We start from the raw sequence: 23,991 nt of genomic DNA on the forward strand, positions 1-23,991 counted from the left end.
AAACACCGCCTTTTACGTTATCTACATTTCTATTATTATATGAAAATAATTACTAAGTGGATAGCTAACGAGAGTAGGAAAGTAACAGCAATCCAACGATGTACTTTTCTACTTAAAAATGGTGTAACCATTAAACCAATTCCATCAATCGCTAAAATAAGTAATGTAACTAAAGCAACAAAACCAGAAACAATTAATGCGGAATTAAAAACACCAAAAGTCATATAAGGCATGTAGGCAAAACCATGAATAAAGGCTAACCCTAAACCAATCATACCTGTCATCATATGGAGTGGTTTAACCACTTTGATTGAATTGGAAAGGAACTGCTTAACATTGGAACTTAAGTGAAGCGACTGTCTTGTAATAACAAACCATAAAATGCCGTGAAGTGTCGTAATACTTATGAAGATGACGGATGCCCATCCCATCATTTTTCCATCAACCGTCCAGCTCGGACTAGGGATTGGCGATGTTAACCAGACGCCAATGGCAATTAGCAATAGTAACGTATATAACGCAATGCTGTTCCCATAATAATCAGCAAAATGAACCAATTTCATGTACTTTGGCGGTCGTATATTTCTTTCATGATAATAATTCATCTATAACCACATCCTTTTCTATATCTTCCAATTACAGATCTTTCTTATCTGATTGTGACTCTTCCTGACTATGCTTTTTTTCTACTTCTTCTTTCTCATCCATAATTCCATTTACAGATGACTTAAACTCTCTTAACGTCGTTCCAGCAGCCTTTCCTAGTTCAGGTAATTTCTTTGGGCCGAAAATAATTAACGCTATTACAATGATTAAAATAAGGCCTGGCACACCGATATTAGACAACATATTTCTCTACCCCCTAATTTATGTATGATAAACAAATAAAACCTTGAATTTCCAACGAGACCCTATTCAGAAAGTTACAAAATTTTGGTTTACTAAATATAAAGATGGTGGTAATATACTTTTTGTAAGTGATATATAGTTTATTATATATGATTTTTCACAATTTAGACACATTTTTTTGAAAGCGCTTAATAAAAATGTTTTTTTAATAAAGTTGTTTTCGCGAAATTTTGTTGCTTATAGCCTGTGGTGGATCCAAGCAAAAACATGTCATACAGTATGGGGGGAACTATGTTTAATAAGACGTGCCCAGAAGAGTATCCGATAAATTTGTATATTAATTCTCGCAATCTATTAACTAGTCAATTAACGGAAGTTGATCTAGAAGATTGGGCTATTGGTTATATGTATGCGGAAGGAATAATAGAATCACCAAATGAGGTGAAGTCTATTTCCATTGATCCATACCGCGGTAATATTCACGTCAATCTAGATAATAAGATCGACATGGATACGTTTTTGCAAAAAAAGAAAACGATTACTGCTGGTTGTGGAAAAGGTGCCACATTCCGCTCTATGAAAGAAATGAGCAATTTTAAAAGAGTAAAAGAAGCTAGAAGCATCTCCACTGTATTTTTAAGACAGAAGATGAAAGAAATGTATAAGTTGACACCCCTTTATCATAAAACAGGAGGAATGCATGCTGCCTGTATTATTGATGAGCAAGGCGAAATGATTGTCAGAGAAGATATTGGCAGACATAACGCTGTTGACAAAGCCATTGGTGCCGCTCTTAAAAAAGGCTTAACAGGTAAAGAGTGCGTCATTATGACAACAGGCAGAATTTCGATGGAAATGTGTTCCAAAGTTGCTCGTTTTGGAATTGGGGTAGCCGCTTCTAGAACCGCTGCAACCAATCTAGCCGTAGCATTGGCGAAAGAGTTAAACGTTGATTTAGTTGGTTATGTTCGCGGTCAATCTGCTTATGTTTATACAGATGGGAAGCGAATTCTAAAGTTAGTAAATGAGTAAATGTTACTTAAGAATGTTTACTCATTCTACCTTCTACTACCCAAATAGATTTTCTATTTAGGTATATAAATTCCTATCTAATTTGATTAAAAAAGGGGGAAAGGCAATGATTACACGCCGTGACTTTCTGAAGCGTACTGGTGCTGTAACAGCAGGTGCAACCATTGCAGCTGTTGGTGGGATTAATGTAAAACCAGTCCAAGCCCAAATTACGAAAATCAAGCTTCAGGTGAAAGAAGGAAGACAAGTTCCTAGCGTATGTCCTTATTGTTCTGTAGGCTGTGGTATGATCATCACGGAATCAGAAGGGAAAATCACCAATATTGAAGGAAATCCTGATAGCCCAATTAACTTAGGTTCTTTATGTCCTAAAGGAGCTGCGGCATTACAGCTTGCCGTAAACGATGAAAGACCGGAAAAGGTTTTATATCGTGCTCCGCATTCCACTTCTTGGGAAGAGAAGCCTTTAGACTGGGCAATGGAGCGTATTGCGCAAAAGATTAAAGAAGATCGCGATAACAGCTTTATTGAAACACAAGATGGTAAGTTGGTAAATGTAAACCCAGCTTTAGCATCCCTTGGTGGTTCAACATTAGAAAATGAATGGAACTATTTACATGCTAAATTAATGCGTGGTTTAGGCGTTGTTAACGTTGAAAACCATGCCCGTATATGACACAGCTCTACAGTGCCCGGTCTGGGTACCTCATATGGTCGCGGTGGTGCGACTTCATCCGCAAGAGATTTACAAGATGCTGATTGTATTGTCATTATGGGTTCCAATTTTGCAGAGAACCATCCAGTAGGTTTCCGTTTTGTTTTAAGAGCGCGTGATAAAGGGGCGAAAGTTCTTCATATCGACCCACGCTTTACACGTACTTCAGCAATGTCGTCTGATTATGTACCAATGCGTTCAGGTACAGATATTGTCTTTTTAGGTGCATTAATTAATTATGCCCTTCAAAACGACAAGTATTTCAAAGAGTATGTAGTTAACTATACAAATGCTCCATTTATTATTAAAGAAGAGTATCAAGATACAGAAGATTTAGAAGGTATTTTCTCAGGCTTTGATCCAGAGAAAAAAACCTATGACAACTCTAGCTGGGCTTATGAGCGGGAAGAAGTTGTATTACCAGAAGGGGAGCCTGCTAATCTATCAGAGCGCTTAGCTCGTGAAAAATTAGTAGGAAGACCGAAGCGTGACGAAACGTTACAACACCCAAGAAGCGTTTTCCAACTGATGAAAAAACACTATGCTCGTTACACACCAGAAATGGTAGAAGAGATCTGTGGAACTTCCAAAGAAGAATTCCTGATGGTTGCAGAAACAGTAACTGCGAACTCTACTCCAGAGCGCACAACTACTTTCTGTTATGCGATGGGGTGGACACAACATACGTATGGTGTTCAAACAATCCGTGCTGGTGCAATTTTACAAGGATTACTTGGAAACATGGGTCGTCCAGGGGGCGGAATTCTAGCGCTTCGTGGTCATGCTAACGTACAAGGTGCAACAGATTTATCGACACTTTGGAACTCTTTGCCTGGTTACCTTGATATGCCAGCTAAAGCAAGGGAACATGACACGTTAGAAGATTTCTTACGTGCCCAAATGAGACCAACAAGCTTCTGGCAAAACTATCCTAAATATTTAATTAGTTTATTGAAAGCATGGTATGGGGATGCGGCAACAGCTGCCAACGATTTCGGATATGATGCGATTCCAAAAACACTCGGAAATCATTCCCATTACAAAATGTTTGAAGACGCTTATAACGGCGTCATCAAAGGTATGATGGTTATCGGACAAAACCCAGCCGTTGGAGGTCAAAACGCTAGCTTCCACCGTAAAGCATTAGCAAACCTTGATTGGTTAGTAGTCAAAGATCCATTCCTAATCGAAACGGCGACATTCTGGTATGAAGCACCTGAAGTAAAAAATGGAACAGTGAAAGCAGAAGATATAGGTACAGAGGTATTCTATCTACCTTCCACTGTATTTGCTGAAACAGAAGGTAGCTTTACAAACACAAGCCGACTTCTACAAACGAAAGAAAAAGCAGCTGATCCGCCAGGAGACTGCCGCTCTGACCTTTGGTTCACCTATGAGCTAGGTAAGAAATTAAAAGATTTATATAAAGATAGTACAGCAAAACGGGATTGGGGTATTAAAAACTTAACATGGGATTATGAGCCAGATGTAAACCCACGCTTTAAAATTCAAGAGCCAAGTGAACACAAAATCATTAAAGAAATTAATGGTTACGATATAGCGACAGGTGCCCCTTTACCAGGTTTCGGAGATTTACAAGATGATGGTTCTACAGCTTGTGGTTGCTGGATTTACACAGGAGTTTTACCTGAAGAAACGGTTAATCGTGCAGCAAATCGTGAAGGCGATGACTACCAATACTTAAATTGGGGCTTTGCATGGCCAGCTAACCGCCGTAACCTATACAATCGTGCGTCTGCAAGACCAGATGGAAAGCCATGGTCTGAGCGTAAGAAATATATTTGGTGGGATGAAGCTGAGCAAAAATGGACTGGGTTTGATGTACCTGACTTTGCAGCTACAAAAGCACCAGACACACCAGCTGTACCAGGTGGAGTAGGGTTAGCAGCACAAAGTGGTAAAGATCCATTCTTAATGCTTCCAGACGGTGTTATTCAATTATTTGCACCTGCAGGCTTAGCAGATGGACCACTGCCAACACATTACGAGCCACCAGATACACCGGTTTCAACGAACCTTTTGTATCCAAATCAGACTTTCAGTCCGACAGCTGTCATTTTCGACCATCTTCCTAATAACAAGGTCCATGGTGCTAATAACAGTGATTATCCATTTGTTATTACAACCTATCGTGTGACAGAGCATCACTTAAGTGGAGCAATGACACGTTGGTTACCATGGCTAGCTGAGTTAATGCCTGAGTTGTTCTTAGAAATTAGCCCTGAGCTAGCTTCGGAGTTAGGGGTTCAAAATAAAGATTATGTCACAGTCGAAACAGCTCGCGGCAAGATTGAGGCAAAAGCACTTGTTACAAAGCGTATGCGTCCATTAAAGGTGGAAGGTAAAATGGTCCATACGGTTGGAATGCCAATTCACTGGGGTTACTCTGGAATTTCAACAGGATCTGTTCCAAATGATTTAAGTGCTATCGTCGCCGATCCAAACGTATTCATTCATTCTTCCAAAGCATTCACATGTAATGTGAAAAAGGGAAGATTACCAGGGGGGGTAGCATAAGATGAGCCAAATTGAAAGCAGTAAAGGTATGTTTATTGATACAACCCTTTGTCACGGTTGTAAGGCTTGTGAAGTAGCATGTAAGTCATGGAATGAGCTTCCTGCTAATTCTGCTCCTTCCTTAACAGGAAATAGTTACGATAATACAGGTAAGTTAGACGGAGAAAACTGGCGTCACGTTAAATTCATCGAAGACATTTCCGATGATCGAACAGATTCTCGTTGGTTATTCCTATCTGATTCCTGTAAACACTGTCAATTAGCAGGCTGTATGACCGTTTGTCCGACAAATGCGATTATTCGTACGGAGTTCGATACCGTTTATATTGATCATGACACCTGTATTGGCTGTAAATACTGTATTACAGGATGTCCATTCGGTGTTATCGAGATTGGTCACCTTAGTGGGACTGCGGAAAAATGTACATTATGTTATGACCGTCTACAAGTAGGTCAACAACCAGCATGTGCGCAAGCATGTCCAACAGACTGTATTGAGTTCGGTGATGTTCCAGATTTAGTAGCGATGGCCAAACAGAGAGAACAGTTTTTACAATCTACTGGAAACTATAAAGCAGAGTTATATGGAGCGGATAAAAAAATCTTAGGTGGCTTGAACGTGTTCTACATGTTGGAAGATAAACCTGAAAAATACGGTCTTCCTAGCGATCCACAATTGCCTCAAAAATCAATGCTTGGTGGTTATTGGAGTAGTGTTTTCAGCTTATTTGCTGTAGGCCTAGTATCCCTTCTAAGCTTCCGTTCTTACCGTGAACGTAAGTTTGCAGAAGAAGAAGAGACCACCAAAGGTGCGTAATAGGGAGGGGCTAAAGGATGTATAATTATGAACTAACTCAATTAAAAAGTCCAGATTTTCCTTTTATTATTATTTTTGACCTTTTCATCGGAGGGATTGCGGCAGGGGCATTTTTAGTCACTGTCCTCCTCCTCGCCTTTGGTGGCAAGATTAATAAAGCTGGATTACACCGTGCTTATTATATAACAATGGCACTACTTCCAGTTTACGGTCTGTTACTTATTCTAAAGCTGGAACATAAAGAACGATTTATTAATGTTTTGTGGCAAATTAGAGATGGTACTATTATGTTAAACCTCCAGTCGCCAATGTCATTAGGAGCTTGGGTAATGAACGTATTTGGAGTATTTGCTTTAGTTGGTTTCCTATATGCACTCAAAAAAGACAATTTACTTCAATTCTCTTGGGCTCAAAAGCTTTATCATTTAGCAACGTGGTTACATGAAGGGCCAATTGCAAAAGTGTTCCTTTCAATCGGAGCATTCTTCTCAGCATGGTTCGGAGTGTATTTAGGGATACTTGTAACAACATCCCATCTCCCTGCTTGGAACGCAACACCATTCATTCCAACATTATGGATGATTAGTGCAGTAATTACAGGTGTATCTGTAGTAATTTTATTACTAATATTTACAAACCGTAGTTCACAACTAAATGAATCCATTCAACGTCTAGATAATATTGTGAAATCCGTTATTGTTCTTAACATCGCTATGATCATTGTCTTTGTTTTTGCACTAGGACAATGGAGCGAAACAGTAACAAGAGGGATGTTTGGCGTTCTATTATGGGGTGGCGTAGTTGGTATTGGATTATTAGTACCATTATTATTAAAACTTAAACCAAACCTCCTTGGATTAAAAAATTCTTTAATTTTTTCCAGTGTATTAGTTTTAGTTGGTGGGTTTATCCTTCGGTACGTAGTAATGATGGGGCCAATGTCATACTGGTAAAAAACCCAACTCCTGCAGCTAAATGAGGCAGGTAATCTAACCTGAAAATACAAATACTGTGTTGGTGTTCGCTGCAGCCCACTCCCTTTCCGCGGGCGAACCGCAAGCCTCCTCGGGCTTACGCCCTTGCTTGGCTCACTGTTCCCGCAGGAACGAGCGTTTACTTCAGAGAGGCATCACGCGTGATGCCACTTGAGTAAACTACGAGTTGTCTCGACGCATAGGCTACTAAGCATAAGCTGTAGAGGAAGAGACAGTCGGCTTCTCGTGGGCTTCCGCTCACACCAATTGCAATAATAACTTGTATTTTCATACTCCGTGGTGCGAATGAATATTGGCATGGAGGTCTATCCTTTTGTTTTGTTCTATCATAGTAGGAGACACCTCTTCTATTTGGTAGTATTTTGACAAATTTACTATACCAAATAGGGGGTGTTTTTCCTATTTTAATAGAATCTGTACTCGCATCTTCCGCCAAAATCAACTTCAACAAATACAATTGTAAAATACTGAAAGGAGATAGCTTGCTAATCTATTTGGCTTTCTTTCTCCTTTTTACAATTAGGGTATAAGCGTAAACAAAAGAAAGAGGGGCGATTATGAGTAAAGCTAGAAATGTAAAGAATGTGTGGAATCGCTTAATTGATAAAAATAAAGAGTTAAAAAGTGTCTCGAAAGTTCATATTGATTTAGTTGAACGTTTAGAAAAAGTCCAACCTTTAGTTGCTAAACTAGATTTATCCAAAGAGGAAGTGAAAGGAAAGCTACAACAAGGAGTCCCTTTTTTAGAAGGGGAAGAAGATAAAATTGAATTAACGTTTGCAATCCGTCATCTTCGGGAACTTTCCAACTGGACAGGATTAGGTGAGTCCCGTTCCATTTTCAAAAAGATGGGTAAAAAAGCTACGGATACGGAAATTCAACAATTGCTTCGTGCCTGGTTAACTGGTGACAGTACGGTTATTGATCCATTTGCAAATAAATTCAATTTGCCATTAGATATTTTATTTGTACTTATTCGTTATAGCTTATTACCGACATTATACGAATACACAAAAGAATTTGAACAAACAAAGGTATTTAATGAAGAAGAATGGATGAAAGATTATTGTCCAGTCTGTGGTGACCAACACGGTCTTGCAGAATTTCGTGGCAGCGAAAGATTCCGTCATTTTAGATGTTTATCCTGTGCAGGTGACTGGGTATTTTGGCGAATTGCTTGCCCCCATTGTGACAACCGAGATCATAACAAACTAAGCACCCTCTTCATTCAAGAGGAAAAGGGATCCTTCCAAATTGATACTTGTGAAGAGTGCCATGGTTATGTTAAAGGAATTAATAAGCTTGATCCATCAAGTCCAATATTCTTGTTACTAGACGATTTTGCAACATTCCATCTAGATCTTTTAGCAAAAGAAAAAGGGTATCACAGACAAGCTGTGTCGACGACGTTGCAGTAGTAGTGGTGCCTGTCACCACCCAGTTTTTATTGAAAGGTAAGGGGTTGCGGTTAAGGGGAGGAAATAGAAATGAATGCAGGGTTAATTTTATTGTCAGGTGGAAAGTCGAGTAGGATGGGTACAAATAAAGCCCTACTACCGATTGAGGGGAAAACAAATATAGAACGCATTTTTGAGAGTCTTGGTGAAGGGTTTACGGATCGTATTTTAGTAACGAATAGTCCAGAAGAATATGCCCCTCTACTTCCTGAGGACGTAAAAATAGTTTCTGATGTATATCCAGGTTTAGGACCTTTATCAGGTATACATGCCGGATTATTGGCAACAGCAGCTGAATATAATGTGGTTGTCGCATGTGATATGCCGTTTGTATCACGACAGTTAGGGCAATTACTAGTGCAAAAAAGCAAAGGCTATCAAGCTGTTGTTCCACGTTTTAGGGGAATGAGACAACCGTTATTTGCTGTATACCATAAATCCATGACCGGAGATATTGAACGTTTCTTACAAGGAAATGACTTCCGAGTCAATAACTTATGGGGAAAAGTGAATACATTATGGGTGGAAGAAGATGATCTCAGTACAATTCCTGAAATAGAGCTTGCTTTTTATAACATGAACTACCCAGAAGAATATGAAAAAGTGAAAGAATGGGTGGAATAGGGTGGTGCCTGTGAATCGCGACCTAGAAAGTAGACACTATAAATTCAGGTTTTGATGAAGGAGTTTGTGCTGGTGGGTGCATGCTCCTTTTCTCCTTCTCATTATTTTGGAGTTTCTCAGAAGTCAGGCAACCAGTCAAGGAGTGCACTTGACAGCTTCTCTCCCTCCTCCATGGAAAGGAGAATGACAGCATCATAACCATCTGGACGAACTTCGTCAAAAATTCGTTGGGAAACCGTTTCAATATTTTCCCCGTCCAAACTTTGAAGCGTCTTGATGTAATAATGAAACTCCGTATTCCTTAAAGTATTTTCTAACGTATTCTTTTCCCTTTCTGAAAAGAAGTTACCGTGATCCTCCAATGATACAGATGCATACACATTCATTGGAAAAAATAAAATCAAAAGCATTATCCCAATTTTCAGAAACATACGCCTCAAATCCATCCTATATTTCCCCCCTTAACTCATCGTTTACATTTACGTTTCTAACTAATTATAAGTTCCAACTAAATCAATATTTATTTTATTATAGCAAAGGACACAGAAAAAAATGGAAAAATATTGGCCGGGTGCAGGTATCGGTCACCGTCCGGGTTTACTACCATAAAGATTCCAACCATATTCTTTTTATGGCCGAGCGAAGAGAGTTTTAGAGATTGCTTGCTACAGTGTATACCTCATGCTAATGCTTGTAAACAGAACGTCACCAAACTTCCACCATATCTAAATATGCTACTACTAGACTACTTCTAAGGCCCCCCCAAGAAAAGTGCCAACAATATTGTGTTTATTTTGCCTAGGATAAGTAAGTTTGCTGGTATGATTCAATGATCACTCGAGGAAAGGTATTGTCGGAGGTTAGTTGCCTATGCATATGTAAACAAATGTCTTTACCAAAGGGTTTCTTTGTGGAAGGTGTAGTAACTTAATATGTCACAACGAATAGTACTTTAAATAGCCAGTAACCTAAAAGCAGTGACTGGCTATTATAAATAATAATTTTCAATAAAGTGCTTTAAAACATGTACCGTTAAGGATACTGTTCCACCTTACTTTTATTCAGAGATATCAACTTAGTTTTTTTACGAGCGAATAGTATGTGAAACTAAACAGATGGGGGGGCAGGCCTGTTCTATTAAATGAAGTAATAAGTCTTCCCAACCAAAACTTAAAGAAATAATTAATAATGTAAATGAGGATGCTGTTTGGGATGTACTGGACAAAGTGTATGAACATAAGTCGGGAGCTTATATTGTTTTAAGAATTTTATGTTATATTATTTTATATTGAATGAATTTTATCATTCAGTTTCATATAATGAGAACAAATTTAGAATAATATTTATATCTTTTTAAAAATTAATTAAATTTACCCGTTTCCTAATGCTTTATAAATAGGTAAGTGACGTTTCCATTCCGTTACGCGCTTCATGAAAGCTTTAAGAACAGCTAACTACTGCTTCTGGTACGATACATGTTCCATGAATTTGTTTATGAGACAAGTAACTTATAACTATATTCCATTTTTATTTTCAAAATAGAAAAAGGGTAAATTAGACATTTTGGGAGGTACTCTTTTTTCCTGCTCAAAAAGTCTTGGTAAATAAGGGCATAAATTTATGAATTTCATTCATCTACAAAAAAGTTAAATTTTTTTCCAGAATAGGAAGGTGAAAAGATGTCAGTCATAATTTCCACGGATGATTTAGAACAAACTTGTCCTAATTGCAATGGACAAAAACATGTTATTGTCAATGATAAGGATATACCTTGTACTAAATGTGATGGTAAGGGGGTTATATTAACCACATTAGGACAAACATTACTTCACTTTATTAAAAAGCATACTTAAATCATTTATATGGAAGTAGGCTGGGCACAAAACCCAGTAATTAAAAAAGAGTGGTACTGGGTATTTTGCATTTCACTCGTATGTCAGCATTCAACCAATAATCGTTCCAATCATCCGTTTTTATGTTTAGGTAAAAAGATATATTAACAAGGGGTAAAATCGATGGAATGGAAACCAGATCGTACGTTAAAAACACCAATTTACAAACAAATAGCAGAATTTATTGAAAAAGGGATTTCTTCAGGACAATTTTCCCCCGATCACCCATTACCGCCTGAACGTACTTTAGCGGAAAAATTAAGTGTAAATCGAAGTACTATTGTTGCGGCCTATGAAGAATTGCAATCCATTGGAGTGGTAGAAAGAAAAAAGGGAAGTGGTACTTGGATTAGTACAGATATATGGGGCATATCCCATAAGCGTATACCAAATTGGGGGAGATATGTGGAACACGGCTCTTTTGTTCCTAATATACCAGTAGTTCAACGGATACGCACAGAAACACAAAGGAATAACTTAATAAATTTAGCTAGCGGAGAATTAGCTCCAGATTTATTTCCAGCTGAACAATTTCGAACCATTTTTTCAGAGCAGCCATTCGAAGGACATCTCGGTTACGATCATCCACAAGGGAATGAAAGGCTTAGGGAAACGATAGGGAATCACGTTAAAGTGTACAAGAATATTGAGATAAGTCCTGATAATATACTAATTACATCTGGTGCTCAACAAGCGCTCCATCTCATTGTTCAATGTTTGCTTAAGCCTGGAGATACTGTCGCTATTGAAGATCCCTCCTATTGTTACTCTCTTCCACTCTTCCAATCTGCAGGGTTAAGGACACTACTCTTGCCAATCGATAAGGAAGGTGTCAATCCTGAAGATATTGTAACTTTGCATCAAAAGCATCGAATCCGTATGCTCTTTTTAAATCCGGATCATCAAAATCCAACTGGTACCAAACTTTCTTTAAGTCGGCGTAAAAAGATTCTGGATTTGTCAGGTGAATTCGGCATTCCAATAATTGAAGATGATCCGTATAGTTTAACATCGTTTAATGGGGAAATAGGACCTAATCTAAAATCAATGGACCTTAACGGAAATGTCGTCTATATTAGCTCCCTATCAAAAGTTGTTGCTTCTGGTCTACGAATCGGTTGGATAATTGGACCGAAAAAGGTGATTGAGCGATTGGCAGATGCGAAACAGCAAGTAGACTTCGGACATAGTGTATTCCCGCAATGGGTTGCGAATGAATTTCTAGGTTCGCCTCAGTTTGGTACACATATTACAATGCTCCGGCAACGTTTAGAAGAACGTAGGGACCAACTTATCTCCTCTCTTCATCACTTTTTAGGTGATAAAACTGAATTTTCTGTGCCAGCTGGAGGAATTCATTTTTGGTGTAAAATAAAACAACCAGTCAATGAATACCATTTACTTGAAGAGTCTATTAAACAAGGGGTAGCCTTTGTACCAGGAAATGTCCTAGGTACTAAACAAGGCTATGTACGCTTTACTTTTGGTCGAGGAGATATTCCTTCCATACAAGAAGGGATTTCGAGGTTTGCTGAGGTATTGAATAGAATAGAGAACAACAAGTGCTGATAATCAGACGTAAAATGATTCATGTAATATACTGAATCATTTTTTTTGTTTTATGAAATAAATTGGATGGTATAAAAACAAGTAAATTGGATGTGTTAAATTCAAAATTAACTTGTATTATTAAATGAGACGAACAAAAATAATTGCTATTTTAGATATCTTCTCCAACAAGGGATTATCTGAAGTATTAAATACATTGATAGGATTTTTTCTAAACTTATTACGACATTATCAAAAGGATCATTACAAAGGGGACTCGACTGATATGAATATACTTATAGCCATTACCGCCATCATTTGTGTTTTTGCACTAGTTGCAACCATTCTTATTGGAATAAATCCTAATGATAAAAATTATCAAAAAACAACCAAAAGCCGCATAACATTATTGACTATGATTTATATCATCACTTTTGTCCCAGCATTCATTTTTGTCTTTGTATATTTTGTCTTTCTATAATCATTGTCCTTCATATTTTCTATATTAAATTTAGAATAACAAAGGAAGAGGGAGTACTGTTATGAAGAAACATTTTATTTTATCGACCCTACTTGTTTTAGCAGTTGGACTAGCAGGTTGCAGCTTCTTATACTCCGAACCAGAACAAAATTCCGATTCGATAATTGATTTAACAGAAGTAGAAAGGGAAGAGGATTATCAATGGAGAATGCCTGCGTTCACAGCTGTTAACCAGAAAGGTGAAACAGTGACAAATACAGATTTAGAAGGTGAAATGACCCTGGTAAAAACAATCTTTACACGTTGCCCAACTGTTTGTATGGTTATGACACCGAACATGGTACAAGTGCAAGAGGCTATGGACAATGAAGGAATCGAAGGTGTTAATATTGTATCTTTCACTGTTGACCCAGAATTTGATACACCAGAACGGTTGGAAGATTATGCTTATTCTTATGGAGCTCAGTTAACTAACTGGCAATTTTTGACGGGATATGATGAATCCTTTTTAACGGATAATTTGGCACCCGCTCTTTTTACCGCTTTCGTGCCAATTGACAATGACATTGCACACCCAACTCGTTTTTTCTTGTTCAATGAACAAGGGGAAGTTATCCGTCTATACAATGGAGAAGCAGATTTTGACCTAGAAGCCTTAATTACCGATTTGAAAAAATTGCAGAATTAAAAAGCTAAAGTTGTTATAAAACCATCGAGAACATTCAGAATATAAACGTTTACTCTTATACTGTCCATCGACAATAGTCATATCGGTGGACAGTATTATTATTAACACCTTCCTTTTTTCATTAAATTTCCCTTTCGTGCAACAACAACAGCGAGAGTTTCTTCCACTCTCCCCCTATTAACGGGGAAAATCGGTAACCATCCACATCGGTGAATATTTAGACCAAGATTACCAAAAACTTTGGTTATAAAACGATTACAGGGGTTGAAGTATTATGGATCGAGATCAATATATAGATCAAATATTTGAAAAGCAAGAGGAGTTAAGTACGATAGTCCAATCCTATTGGAGTCAATACTCCCACATGGGTACGTGGCAATTTTGGGTGGTTACCTCGTTTTTAATTATTCCTTTAGTTGTCCTTGTCTTTGCTGTAGATAGAAAGAGAATTTTTGAGGTGTTATTTTTTGGATTTGTGGTGCATATGTTATGGACGTATGCGGCACTGCTTCTCAGCAATCTTGGTTATTTTGCTTATAACTATTATTCAACGCCATTACTTCCCGCTAGTTTAAATATGACTGCCTCCGTACTCCCTGTGAGTTTTTTATTACTGTACCAATACTGCACCAACCATCAGAAGAACTTCTTTCTTTATTTATTACTCTTATCTGCTGTCTATGCATTCGGCTTTGCAAGCATAGAAATAAGGATGGGATTTCTTGAACTAAGAGGCGGAATGAGACAATTGTATCTTTTTCTGAGCGATATTGTTATCGGAGTCCTAGCCTATTTCTTAACACAACTCCTTAAAAGGTATAGAATAGAACAACGTGATTAATCATCTAGGATTGATATGGATGAAGCCGCGATTCTCGTCGAATAAAAAAAGAGGGTGTCACAAACAGTTGTTTTTTAACAACCTTATGGGACACCCTCTAGTTCCTGATTTGTTAGGAACAGAAGTCACTCCCCATTCTTTACCGGTTAAGCTGTTCATAGGCATGGGCTACTTTCAGTACGGTTTCCTCTTCTCCAATGCGTCCGGTGATCATCATTCCAATTGGATACGATGGAGAGCAGGGAACAGTCATGGAGGGGTGACCTGTAATGTCAAAGGGTGCAGTGTTTATCAATACCTCAACAGCAATCTTAATGGACTCCTCAATGGAAGTATCAGGTCCGGGTATTTTCAGTGGTTTCATTGGAACCGTTGGCATAATAAGTACATCAAAGTGTTCCAAGGCATAATCATAAGCAGCATTTAAACGTCTAGATATATTTTGTGCAGTAGAATAATATTTTCCACCGTGCTGCTGCATATATTCTCCTAATAAAATCACGAATTTGACAGTGTTTGATAATTCTTTAGCAAGTAGCTTTTTTCTGCAGTGAAAAAATTCAGTTAAGGCTGTGGAATAGTGACCTTTCCAGCCAGTTCCTACTCCGTTTTCGTTAATCATCTGCTTTAAGCCACCTTCTATAGCAATAATATTCCATAAATGAAGTCCTTCTTTATGCCATGGTATTGAAATTCGTTCTACTTTAGCTCCTAAATGTTGTAATGAATATGCCGACTGCAGTACCGCTTGATCCACTTCGGGATCGGATAAATTTTTCCACCCAAAGCCTTCTTCAACAATAGCAACTTTTAATTGTCGAATATCTCCAGTTAAGTAATCGGTATATTTTTTTGGTTCCACAGGAAAAAATGATTGTCTTGGATCTAAACCATCCTTTCCTGCTAACACCTCAAGGAGTAGGGCAGTATCCTCTACGGAACTTGCCATAGGGCCTGTGTGGTCTAAGGATCGATCAATTGGGAAAATTCCTGTGTACGGAATGAGCCCGTAAGTTGGCTTTAATCCACATATACCACACCATGCAGCGGGAACACGAATCGAGCCTCCTTGATCGCCGCCAATAGCTAAATCTACCTCTCTGGCACCAACTAAGGCTGCGCTGCCACTGGAAGAGCCTCCTGTCATTTTACTGGGATCAAGGGGGTTTCGCACCGGTCCAGTGTGCGAAGTATGGCTCCCACCTGAAAAGCATAAATCCTCATTAACGGCTTTTCCAACAATCTCTCCTCCAGCTTCCAGTATCCTCCTAACAATGGTGGCGTCTTCATCAGGGACAAAACCTTCTAAAACTCGGGAACCGTTCATCATTGGAACACCGGCTAGAAACACATTGTCTTTAAGGACAACAGTCTTTCCTGAAAGCTTCCCAGTTGCGTTTTCATCTTTAATGGATGTTTTCCAGTACCATGCATTGAGCGGATTCTCCCATTTATCTGGTCGGTAACCAGGAGTACGGGGAACTTTAGTCGGTAAACGAGGTTCCGAGTAGTGAGAAAGGCGATCATAGGAAACTAACGTGTTGTCAATGGTATGCTGATAAGACGCCAATTCATCTTCGGTCAAAAAAAGGTTATATTTATCTGCGATCATTTTCAACTGTTCTAATGTGGGCCTTCTAATGCTCATTTTATCACCTCCAAATTCAATAGGAATCACTTAATATTTTTATGCACCGGGCACGTACACAGTTCTTGGAAGCACAGGGACGGTTCGTACATAAAATCATCTGTGGAAGGGAAAGAAACGCAAGATGTTGGCCGCCTGTAATGATGTGACGTATAACAAAAATCGTTATGATATGGTTATACTAAATATATGATGTATTATCACAGAGCTCAATAAAACAAGTACGGTATTCGCGTTTTTAGTAGTTTGAAACAATGAACGGAGCCGTTGCATGTATTAAAGCCTGCTGAGTGGTTTTATCAAAGCGGGCATGCAACACGCGAAGTCATTGCTAATAGTATCATCTACGTCCTGCGGGGTCTTCAGCCGTTAGTCCTGTCTCTTCCTCTACAAGCATTGCTTCGAATTATAATCCGTCGAGATAACTCGCAACGATTTTATGATGTAATGCTCGTCGCTGGAGTCGCTGCCTTTCATTGCTTCGAGCCTTTTCAAAACATTAAGGAACAGTGCGTTACACACTGCCCCCTAACGTGGATGTATTAGTATTTTAATACTCTATCTAACACTTGGATCGATTGGCGAGGAACATATTCACCGAAGCCAGCTTTTCCAACAATTCCTCCGTTGTCGTAATCATAAACGACGTTGCCGCGGATGATTGTTTTCACAGGGCGGCCCTTTAATTGCATGCCGTGGAATGGCGTGTATTTTGCCATCGTATGAGTTTTTTCCTGATCTAATACCCACTCATGCTCCAAGTCAATGACCGTAAAGTCTGCGTCACTGCCAATTTCCATTGCACCTTTTTTCGGGTAAATTCCGTAATGAATCGCCGCTTTCCGGCTTGTTATATCCACGAACTGGGATAAGGAAATTCTTCCTTTATTTAATCCTTCACTAACTAAGACAGGTACCATTGTTTCTACACCAGGTATACCTGGGAAGCTGTTCCAAATATCCGAGTCCGGTGCACATTTTTCCGTTGCCACCTCGTAAGGGGCATGGTCCGTACCTACCCAATCGATGGTGCCGTCCCTGATCCCTTCCCAGAACGCTTCGTTATCTTCTTTGCCGCGTAGGGGAGGAGCGATCTTAGCTAATGTTCCGTGTTCGGTCATGGATTCTTCGGCATTTAACACTAAGTAGTGCGGGCAAGTTTCTGACGTCACCTTTAAGCCTCGTTTTTTCGCTTCCCTTACAAGGTGTACACCTTCCTTTGTACTCATGTGTACGATGTGGGCCCGTGCACCCGTTTCTTCTGCAAAGCTGATGATAAGTTCAATCGCAACTTTTTCTGCAATAGCGCTGCGGGCTTCGGCCCAGGCTACACTATCCTTTCTCCCTTGCTTCTTGAGTTTTTCCGTATTAAATGAGCAAATATCATAATTTTCGGCGTGGACGCCCATTGGAAGTCCAGTTTCAGCTACTTTATGGAAAATTTCCAGCATTTCCGCATCGGTTACTTTAGGGAACGTCGGTACGGACGGTGTCATATAAACCTTAAAGGCAACAACTCCCGCCTCCACCTGCGGCCATACATTATCAAGCCATCCTTCCCGGACATCTTCACCAGTCATGCCGCCCCTTAAGGCAAAATCGATATAGGCCTGATCTTTAATCGCGTTTAGCTTGGAGTAAAAGGATTCACCGTCCCTAACGGATGGCACACTGCAGCAAGGCATATCAATCACAGTCGTTAATCCACCAACAGCGGAAGAAATTGTACCTGTTGCAAACGTTTCCCGGTGCGTAAAGCCAGGATCCATAAAATGAACGTGTGGGTCAATACACCCTGGAACAACAAGGTTACCCTTTACGTCAATTACTTCTTTTGCTTGTGAAAAATCTACGGAATTAGAGATTCCAACAATTTTTCCTTCGTCCACTAGAATATTCGTTAATACTTGCCTATCACCCTGTGGAATATTTGCATTTTTTAAAATTAAGTCCATGAACATCGCTCCTTTTATTATTTTTGTGGAAAACTATTTTAGATTGATTATAAATACCGTTTTTGTTTTCAACACCTCCTAAAAAAGTAGCAGCGGGGCTTCCTGAAAAAAGTTCTTTCGCAGGAGCGTCGCAGACTTTCGCTCATTCTAGAATTGAAAAAAACAACATTCTATGCGAAAAGAGCTAAAATAGATTACTGATCTACAAAAATAAAGAAGCCATAGATAAGAAGAGGTTGTCATCAATAAGACAATTATCTTCTAGTCTATGGCTTCTATCTCCGTAAACAGAGTTTTTCGCAGCAAAAACTAATAGGTGGAAAATAGATACGTTGTTTACGTAATCTTTATCCGAATTATCTGATTATTCATTTGCTATTACTATATCATATGAGTAAACTAAATGTAAATTACAAAAAAATAAATAACTTATCGTAAATTTGTATAGGTTATTATTTTCCTGTTCGCGAATAAATCTAATATATACTAGGCGCTTGAGAGGTGATTCTCTTGGACTTTAAATCTCGTATTAAAAGACTTCGCCATAAACAGCGATTAACTCAACAAGATCTTGGACAAAAAATAAATGTTTCTAAAGTAGCCATTTCCTGTTACGAGACGGGAAAACGTACTCCCGATACGGATACGTTAAAGAAATTAGCGGAGGTCTTTCATGTTTCCATCGACTATTTGTTAGGAGCGTCTGATTTACCAATTCGGAAAGCTGAAAATAAATCGGAAAAACTAGAATTATCCCACTTAGCACCGAAAAAGCATATAACTGCAGAAGTATTTTTGGAAGAATATGTGTTAATTATCGATGAAAAAGAAACAAACCAAGAGGAATTACTAGAGGCAATTCATTATATTAAAGCTAGAAGAATCATGAAGGGGTTATAATTAGCTGAAGCATTGCCCACGGAAAGCGAGCGTCCTGTAGCGGAAATCAACATCAAACGTTAACAGAGCTTTTAGATAAAAAAACAAAAAGCAAAAACAGGCTGAGGGATGCCGCTGCACATATCCTCCAGCCTTTTTTAAAAATAGAGTATTCTATTAACTACTATGCGAGCCAGATAAAGTAAGCTAAGAATACAAAGAATAATGCATACATGATAGGGTGAACGTCCTTATGTTCGCCTTTAAATACCTTTAAAATAGGATAAGTAATGAATCCTAAGGCAATTCCGGATGCGATACTGAATGTTAACGGCATCGCGATTACCGTAATAAAGGCCGGAATCGCATACTCTAGCTGTTTCCACTTAATATTTCCTAATGCAGACGCCATGAGTACCCCAACAATAATTAATGCAGGAGCGGTTACATGTGCAGTCACCACATTTAAGAGTGGCGAGAAAAACAAGAATACCAAGAAAAACCCTGCAGTGACAACCGAAGCAAATCCTGTACGTCCACCGGTAGCAACCCCTGCAGATGATTCAATATAAGAAGTCGTAGTTGAAGTCCCTAAAATAGCACCCGACATGGTAGCAACCGAGTCCGAAGCTAATGCACGATTCGCCCGTGGAAGGGAACCGTCTTTCTTTAAAAATCCTGCCTGGTTAGCAACGGCAATTAACGTTCCGGCAGTATCAAAAAAGTCAACGAACAAGAAGGTAAACACAACGATAAGTAATTGAAGTGTAAGCAACTCTGGTAAATGAGTAATCGCCACACCAAAGGTAGGAGCAAGGCTTGGAATCCCTGATACTATCTGGGAAGGGACATCGATAAGGCCAACAACCATTCCTGCAATCGCAGTAGCAATCATCCCATAAAAAATTCCGCCTTTAAATCCCCGTACTAAGAAAATTGCTGTAACAACAAACCCAAATATAGTTAGCAAAACAGCAGGGGAGGTTAGGTCACCTTTGGAAACTAAGGTTGCTTCGTAACTTACTATAATTCCAGAATTCTTTAATCCTATTAAGGCAATAAATAATCCAATACCAGCTCCGGTTGCAAATTTTAGTTGCTGTGGGATAGCATTAATAATTTTTTCCCTTACTCTAGAAATAGCTAGAATGAAGAAAATTACCCCCGAAACAAACGTACCTGCAAGGGCTACTTCCCACGGAATACCCATGCCGAGTACAACGGTGTAGGCAAAAAAGGCATTGAGTCCCATACCAGGGGCGAGGGCGATAGGATACTTTGCCCATAATCCCATGATTAAACAGCCGATGGCGGCTGCTATTCCCGTCGCCACAAACACAGCACCGCGGTCCATCCCTGCATCACTTAAGATGTTCGTATTGACAAACAAAATATAAGCCATTGCTAGAAAAGTAGTGAGTCCGCCTATGAATTCCTGCTTAAAATTTGTATTGTGGTAATTGAATTCAAAATACTGTTCAATTTTACCTCCAGCTGATGAATTGCTTGTTACTTTTGGTTCCATTGCAAGTCCCTCCTCAATTGTTTTACTCATTAAAAAAAACAAAGCGGTGAAAACTTTTTTCCATGACAATTAGGGACGAGTAATATCGTGTAGCGAACGGAGCCATTGCAGCAAACTTTTTGAACATGCTCTAATAAAATATTTTTACAATGGAGAAATGGAAATGTGTTTAAACTGTTTGACATCGAATAGTCCGAGATCCGTTAGTTTTAACACTGGAATAACTGGTAGAGCTAAGAATGATAGTGTGAGAAAAGGATTAAAAGATTTGGAAAACCCAATTTGACGAAGTGATTGATTAAGTGCCTTTAAGTCCTTGTCAATGGTTGTAAAATCTTGAGTAGAAATTAAACCAGCGATCGGTAAACTTAAGGCTGCCATCACTTTTCCATTCTCGACAACGATTAACCCCCCTTTCCGTTTTTTCATTTCGTGTACAGCTGTCACCATGTCTGCATCATTTGTTCCTGCGACTACGATATTGTGAGAGTCATGGGCAACGGTAGAAGCAATGGCCCCTGACTGGAGAGAAAGCCCTTTTACAATACCCAACCCGATATTTCCTGTATGTCTGTGTCTTTCTATCACCGCTAATTTAAGTTGATCCTTTTGAACAGAAGGGATAAACGAGTAATTATCCACGTCTACCGTTTCGATTACGTGTTTAGTAACTAGGCTGTTTGGTATAATTTCAATGATGTTGGCCGTGCTTGAGTCTAGCTTTATTTGTAAATCCTGTTCACTAATAGGATCGATCTTTATACTATCCGTTAAGTGGGTAAACGGACGGGTTGGAGTAATTTCAGTGATTACTTTCCCTTTTTCTGCTACCAGCTCTCCTGCTGTATACACTTGATTAACTTTCATTTCTTCAATATCACTTAACAGTAGAAAGTCCGCATCATAACCTGGCGCTATTGCCCCTTTCGTCGTAAGGCCGAAGCATTCTGCGGCATTTAAGGTAGCTATTTGTATCGCAAGTAATGGGTCGAAGCCTTTGTTTATCGTTAATCGGATGTTATGGTCTATACTTCCTTCTAGGATTAAATCATCTAAATGCTTGTCATCCGTAACGAAAAGGCAGCGGCGGGCATTTTTTTCTGTTACAGCTTCAAGTAGTGCCTCCAAATCTTTTGCTGCAGAGCCTTCACGGAGCATGACATACATCCCCCTCTGAAGTCTCTCCTTTGCTTCCGATGGTGTTACGCACTCATGATCGTTTCGAATACCAGCCGTCATATACACATTAATTCCATCTTTATTTACTCCTGCCGCATGTCCGTCAACAGGCCGGGCCCGTTTTTTAGCATCTAAAATCTTATTTAGCATCTCTTCATTACCGTTGTGTACAGCGGGATAATCCATTACTTCCCCTAACCCTAATACTTTCGGGTGGTCATACAGGCTTTGCAAGTCTTCTGCTGTTAAAACCGCACCAGCATTTTCAAAGGGAGTCGCAGGGACACACGATGGCAGCATATAGTAGATGTTTAATGGTAGATTTTCTGAAGCATCTATCATGTACTGGATACCCGCTAAGCCAGATACATTAGCAATCTCATGGGGATCAGCGATAATTGTTGTTACCCCGTGAGGCAACACGACTTTTGCAAATTCCTCCGGCGTTACCATGGCAGATTCGATATGGACGTGTCCATCGATGAAACCAGGACAAACATATTGTCCTTTTGCATCGATTATTTGTTCTCCCTCATAGTCACCTATTCCGACAATGGCACCGTCGGTAATCGCAATATCTTGTTCAATAATTTCTAAATTAAACACATCGACAATTTTCCCATTTTTTATGACAAGCTGAGCAGGCTCCCGCTTGGAAGACGCAGAAATTTTTCGCTTAAGCTCCCGTTTTTTCACATCCAAAACAATTACTCCTTTCCGTACATTTTGTTATAATAAATTCTATTCATAAAGTGGGGATTCTCCGTTTGAACAGACTTGATCCAATTAGTAAATGGAGCCATTGCAATACACTTTTTGTATGAAAACTATGTTTTACTACCAGAGAACACGTCAAAAAAACCAACTAGAAAAATGATTACTTAACCATTTTTCGTAGTTAGGAGTTTACGGTTCCTACTAGAGACCCCCAATCCATATTATTGAGGTTATACGAAAAATCTATTTTATTTAGAATATTCAGAAAATTAATGTAAGTAACTAGATTATCATCACGAAAAGGGTTGAAATGAAGTTCCAGAATGAAGTTGTTGTAGTATTTTAAGAGAATAGCATTTATAGAATGAGCGGAGTACTTCAAAAAAATTATATTCTATTAGTTAGTAAATATCCATAAAATTTTAAATATATTTACCTTTTTTTGAAAGATAGCTTTTGCTTGCTCGGGATGACAATATGACGCCGATGTCCACAAGCGGAACCTGAGAAGCTCCTCGAGTAAGTTTGTGTCGAGTAATCGCAGACGCAGGATGTGGGCTGTAGTTGGCGGCATTGGGGCGCCTTGCACTTATCTTACTGAGCAATTTATTTTTTAGGAAAGAGAGGGAGAGAATGAGACAACATTTTGGAGCTGTATTGTTGGCAGCGGGCTGCTCGAGCCGGATGGGGGAGATGAAAGGATTATTGCCATGGGCGGCCGGGCAAAAAATAATTGAATATCAATTGGAGCAGTTAAGGAAATCTAGAATCGCAGAAATTGTTGTCGTTGTTGGGCACGATGCTGACAAAATTATCCCAGTTGTAGAGCCTTTTGAAGTGGCAGTAATCCAAAATAAAGATTATCAACAAGGAAAAAGCTTATCGATTCGTGTCGGGGTAAGTAAACTTACGGACACAGTAAGTGGAATAATAATAATCGCTATGGATCAGCCAGTTTCCCATTATGTCATCGATGGGTTAATTGTCGCAAATGAAAAAAACGATTCTCCCATTACCGTTCCAGTATATAAAGGAAAACGTGGACACCCCATCCTTTTTTCCAGCAGACTTAGAACAGATATCCTTAACATCCAGGAGCAAACGTTCGGACTTCGCCAGGTAGTGGGGAAGTATCGAAGTCAAATAGCAGAAGTAGAAGTAGCTGATCCATCAATACATTTCAATTTAAATACGCCACAGGACTATTACCGTGCAAAAAACAAGTTAAATGGGTAGACTTCCATGCAACTAAAAGTTAGCACCAAGAAGTATGAAAATTCATTAATTTTGTTCCTCGAATCCGTTATAGGCAGGCGGATCAATTACGCCTAAGTAGAGCGAACGTCCTGCTGGCAACTGCGTAATGTTGCCATCCTGGCTCCCAGCCTCTGGATCTTCAGCTATTATTCCTGTCTCTTCCTCTACAAGCATTGCATTGAAGCGTATCCGTCGAGGGAGCAAATTCTAATACGGCATTTGTATTTCAGAGAAGCTTGTCTAGATTATTTTTGTTCACCAAATATTCAGAATTTATTGATTTTTACTTTTTTATTGCATATAATAATTCTACGAGGGACATGTATACGAGATTTCGTTACATTTTTCTTTGCC

21 protein-coding genes and 1 riboswitch are annotated in these 23,991 nt (G+C 39.1%); of the genes, 14 read left to right on the forward strand and 7 right to left on the reverse strand.

Annotated elements, in window-relative coordinates:
• Positions 1-35: 35 nt before the first annotated feature.
• Both J2S74_RS01170 and J2S74_RS01175 read right to left on the reverse strand, forming a co-directional pair.
• A complete protein-coding gene (locus J2S74_RS01170; protein WP_307320787.1) occupies positions 36-605 on the reverse strand; it encodes a hypothetical protein in 570 nt (189 codons plus the stop codon).
• 31 nt (positions 606-636) lie between these two features.
• A complete protein-coding gene (locus tag J2S74_RS01175) occupies positions 637-849 on the reverse strand; it encodes a twin-arginine translocase TatA/TatE family subunit (protein ID WP_307320789.1) in 213 nt (70 codons plus the stop codon).
• A gap of 291 nt (positions 850-1,140) precedes the next feature.
• Here J2S74_RS01175 and fdhD point away from each other — a divergent pair, with 291 nt between their 5' ends.
• The 7 genes from fdhD to mobA all read left to right on the forward strand — a co-directional run bounded on the left by fdhD (position 1,141) and on the right by mobA (position 9,027).
• Complete coding sequence (gene fdhD / locus J2S74_RS01180; RefSeq protein ID WP_307320792.1) at positions 1,141-1,881, forward strand: formate dehydrogenase accessory sulfurtransferase FdhD; 741 nt, start codon at positions 1,141-1,143, stop codon at positions 1,879-1,881.
• 106 nt (positions 1,882-1,987) lie between these two features.
• Positions 1,988-2,557, forward strand: a complete 570-nt coding sequence (locus tag J2S74_RS27510) for a twin-arginine translocation signal domain-containing protein (protein ID WP_307320796.1) — start codon at positions 1,988-1,990, stop codon at positions 2,555-2,557.
• 12 nt (positions 2,558-2,569) lie between these two features.
• The gene (gene fdnG, locus J2S74_RS01190; protein ID WP_307320798.1) at positions 2,570-5,134 is read left to right on the forward strand and encodes a formate dehydrogenase-N subunit alpha; all 2,565 of its coding nucleotides are present in this window, start codon (positions 2,570-2,572) and stop codon (positions 5,132-5,134) included.
• Position 5,135: 1 nt separating this feature from the next.
• Positions 5,136-5,951, forward strand: coding sequence for a 4Fe-4S dicluster domain-containing protein (locus tag J2S74_RS01195; protein ID WP_307320800.1), 816 nt, complete (start codon positions 5,136-5,138; stop codon positions 5,949-5,951).
• 17 nt (positions 5,952-5,968) lie between these two features.
• The gene (nrfD, locus tag J2S74_RS01200) at positions 5,969-6,904 is read left to right on the forward strand and encodes an NrfD/PsrC family molybdoenzyme membrane anchor subunit (RefSeq protein ID WP_307320802.1); all 936 of its coding nucleotides are present in this window, start codon (positions 5,969-5,971) and stop codon (positions 6,902-6,904) included.
• 599 nt (positions 6,905-7,503) lie between these two features.
• A complete protein-coding gene (locus J2S74_RS01205; protein ID WP_307320804.1) occupies positions 7,504-8,364 on the forward strand; it encodes a formate dehydrogenase accessory protein FdhE in 861 nt (286 codons plus the stop codon).
• A gap of 69 nt (positions 8,365-8,433) precedes the next feature.
• Entirely contained in the window at positions 8,434-9,027 is a 594-nt protein-coding gene (gene mobA / locus J2S74_RS01210; protein WP_307320807.1) for a molybdenum cofactor guanylyltransferase, read from the forward strand.
• Between the two features lie 116 nt (positions 9,028-9,143).
• Here the strand turns inward: mobA and J2S74_RS01215 are convergent, their stop codons facing one another.
• Positions 9,144-9,473: a TPM domain-containing protein gene (locus tag J2S74_RS01215; protein WP_307320809.1), complete on the reverse strand. Its 330-nt coding sequence runs from the start codon at positions 9,471-9,473 to the stop codon at positions 9,144-9,146.
• Positions 9,474-10,706: 1,233 nt separating this feature from the next.
• Here J2S74_RS01215 and rtpA point away from each other — a divergent pair.
• The 5 genes from rtpA to J2S74_RS01240 all read left to right on the forward strand — a co-directional run bounded on the left by rtpA (position 10,707) and on the right by J2S74_RS01240 (position 14,477).
• A complete protein-coding gene (rtpA, locus tag J2S74_RS01220; RefSeq protein WP_307320811.1) occupies positions 10,707-10,880 on the forward strand; it encodes an anti-TRAP protein in 174 nt (57 codons plus the stop codon).
• Between the two features lie 162 nt (positions 10,881-11,042).
• Positions 11,043-12,488, forward strand: a complete 1,446-nt coding sequence (gene pdxR, locus J2S74_RS01225; RefSeq protein WP_307320814.1) for a MocR-like pyridoxine biosynthesis transcription factor PdxR — start codon at positions 11,043-11,045, stop codon at positions 12,486-12,488.
• Positions 12,489-12,612: 124 nt separating this feature from the next.
• Complete coding sequence (locus tag J2S74_RS27360) at positions 12,613-12,948, forward strand: hypothetical protein (protein WP_370875917.1); 336 nt, start codon at positions 12,613-12,615, stop codon at positions 12,946-12,948.
• A gap of 61 nt (positions 12,949-13,009) precedes the next feature.
• Entirely contained in the window at positions 13,010-13,636 is a 627-nt protein-coding gene (locus J2S74_RS01235) for an SCO family protein (protein WP_307320816.1), read from the forward strand.
• A gap of 274 nt (positions 13,637-13,910) precedes the next feature.
• Positions 13,911-14,477, forward strand: coding sequence for a CBO0543 family protein (locus J2S74_RS01240; RefSeq protein WP_307320819.1), 567 nt, complete (start codon positions 13,911-13,913; stop codon positions 14,475-14,477).
• A gap of 139 nt (positions 14,478-14,616) precedes the next feature.
• On the opposite strand, the gene J2S74_RS01245 is transcribed toward J2S74_RS01240, so the two are convergent.
• Both J2S74_RS01245 and allB read right to left on the reverse strand, forming a co-directional pair.
• On the reverse strand, positions 14,617-16,125 hold the full coding sequence (locus J2S74_RS01245; protein WP_307320820.1) for an amidase: 1,509 nt from the start codon (positions 16,123-16,125) through the stop codon (positions 14,617-14,619).
• Between the two features lie 542 nt (positions 16,126-16,667).
• Complete coding sequence (gene allB, locus J2S74_RS01250) at positions 16,668-18,080, reverse strand: allantoinase AllB (RefSeq protein ID WP_307320823.1); 1,413 nt, start codon at positions 18,078-18,080, stop codon at positions 16,668-16,670.
• 510 nt (positions 18,081-18,590) lie between these two features.
• On the opposite strand from allB, the gene J2S74_RS01255 reads away from it, so the two are divergent.
• Positions 18,591-18,980 carry a helix-turn-helix domain-containing protein gene (locus J2S74_RS01255; RefSeq protein WP_307320824.1) on the forward strand — a complete coding sequence of 130 codons (390 nt, stop codon included), beginning with the start codon at positions 18,591-18,593 and terminating at the stop codon, positions 18,978-18,980.
• 163 nt (positions 18,981-19,143) lie between these two features.
• Here J2S74_RS01255 and J2S74_RS01260 read toward each other — a convergent pair whose 3' ends face one another.
• Both J2S74_RS01260 and ade read right to left on the reverse strand, forming a co-directional pair.
• Positions 19,144-20,484, reverse strand: coding sequence for an NCS2 family permease (locus tag J2S74_RS01260; RefSeq protein ID WP_370875918.1), 1,341 nt, complete (start codon positions 20,482-20,484; stop codon positions 19,144-19,146).
• A 144-nt stretch (positions 20,485-20,628) separates the two neighbouring features.
• The gene (ade, locus tag J2S74_RS01265; RefSeq protein ID WP_307320826.1) at positions 20,629-22,365 is read right to left on the reverse strand and encodes an adenine deaminase; all 1,737 of its coding nucleotides are present in this window, start codon (positions 22,363-22,365) and stop codon (positions 20,629-20,631) included.
• A gap of 173 nt (positions 22,366-22,538) precedes the next feature.
• A riboswitch (purine riboswitch) is annotated at positions 22,539-22,638 on the reverse strand.
• Between the two features lie 375 nt (positions 22,639-23,013).
• Between ade and J2S74_RS01270 the strand changes: the two genes are divergently transcribed.
• Complete coding sequence (locus tag J2S74_RS01270; protein ID WP_307320828.1) at positions 23,014-23,616, forward strand: nucleotidyltransferase family protein; 603 nt, start codon at positions 23,014-23,016, stop codon at positions 23,614-23,616.
• Positions 23,617-23,991 lie beyond the last annotated feature (375 nt).

Source organism: Evansella vedderi, from assembly GCF_030813435.1.
GTDB lineage: Bacteria > Bacillota > Bacilli > Bacillales > Salisediminibacteriaceae > Evansella > Evansella vedderi.

What these genes read in the sequence shown, in the direction of transcription:
- J2S74_RS01170 (WP_307320787.1), bottom strand. Translation starts at nt 605, where the DNA reads ATGAATTATTATCATGAAAGAAATATACGACCGCCAAAGTACATGAAA.
- J2S74_RS01175 (WP_307320789.1), bottom strand. Translation starts at nt 849, where the DNA reads ATGTTGTCTAATATCGGTGTGCCAGGCCTTATTTTAATCATTGTAATA.
- fdhD (WP_307320792.1), top strand. Translation starts at nt 1,141, where the DNA reads ATGTTTAATAAGACGTGCCCAGAAGAGTATCCGATAAATTTGTATATT.
- J2S74_RS27510 (WP_307320796.1), top strand. Translation starts at nt 1,988, where the DNA reads ATGATTACACGCCGTGACTTTCTGAAGCGTACTGGTGCTGTAACAGCA.
- J2S74_RS01195 (WP_307320800.1), top strand. Translation starts at nt 5,136, where the DNA reads ATGAGCCAAATTGAAAGCAGTAAAGGTATGTTTATTGATACAACCCTT.
- nrfD (WP_307320802.1), top strand. Translation starts at nt 5,969, where the DNA reads ATGTATAATTATGAACTAACTCAATTAAAAAGTCCAGATTTTCCTTTT.
- J2S74_RS01205 (WP_307320804.1), top strand. Translation starts at nt 7,504, where the DNA reads ATGAGTAAAGCTAGAAATGTAAAGAATGTGTGGAATCGCTTAATTGAT.
- mobA (WP_307320807.1), top strand. Translation starts at nt 8,434, where the DNA reads ATGAATGCAGGGTTAATTTTATTGTCAGGTGGAAAGTCGAGTAGGATG.
- J2S74_RS01215 (WP_307320809.1), bottom strand. Translation starts at nt 9,473, where the DNA reads ATGGATTTGAGGCGTATGTTTCTGAAAATTGGGATAATGCTTTTGATT.
- rtpA (WP_307320811.1), top strand. Translation starts at nt 10,707, where the DNA reads ATGTCAGTCATAATTTCCACGGATGATTTAGAACAAACTTGTCCTAAT.
- pdxR (WP_307320814.1), top strand. Translation starts at nt 11,043, where the DNA reads ATGGAATGGAAACCAGATCGTACGTTAAAAACACCAATTTACAAACAA.
- J2S74_RS27360 (WP_370875917.1), top strand. Translation starts at nt 12,613, where the DNA reads ATGAGACGAACAAAAATAATTGCTATTTTAGATATCTTCTCCAACAAG.
- J2S74_RS01235 (WP_307320816.1), top strand. Translation starts at nt 13,010, where the DNA reads ATGAAGAAACATTTTATTTTATCGACCCTACTTGTTTTAGCAGTTGGA.
- J2S74_RS01240 (WP_307320819.1), top strand. Translation starts at nt 13,911, where the DNA reads ATGGATCGAGATCAATATATAGATCAAATATTTGAAAAGCAAGAGGAG.
- J2S74_RS01245 (WP_307320820.1), bottom strand. Translation starts at nt 16,125, where the DNA reads ATGAGCATTAGAAGGCCCACATTAGAACAGTTGAAAATGATCGCAGAT.
- allB (WP_307320823.1), bottom strand. Translation starts at nt 18,080, where the DNA reads ATGGACTTAATTTTAAAAAATGCAAATATTCCACAGGGTGATAGGCAA.
- J2S74_RS01260 (WP_370875918.1), bottom strand. Translation starts at nt 20,484, where the DNA reads ATGGAACCAAAAGTAACAAGCAATTCATCAGCTGGAGGTAAAATTGAA.
- J2S74_RS01270 (WP_307320828.1), top strand. Translation starts at nt 23,014, where the DNA reads ATGAGACAACATTTTGGAGCTGTATTGTTGGCAGCGGGCTGCTCGAGC.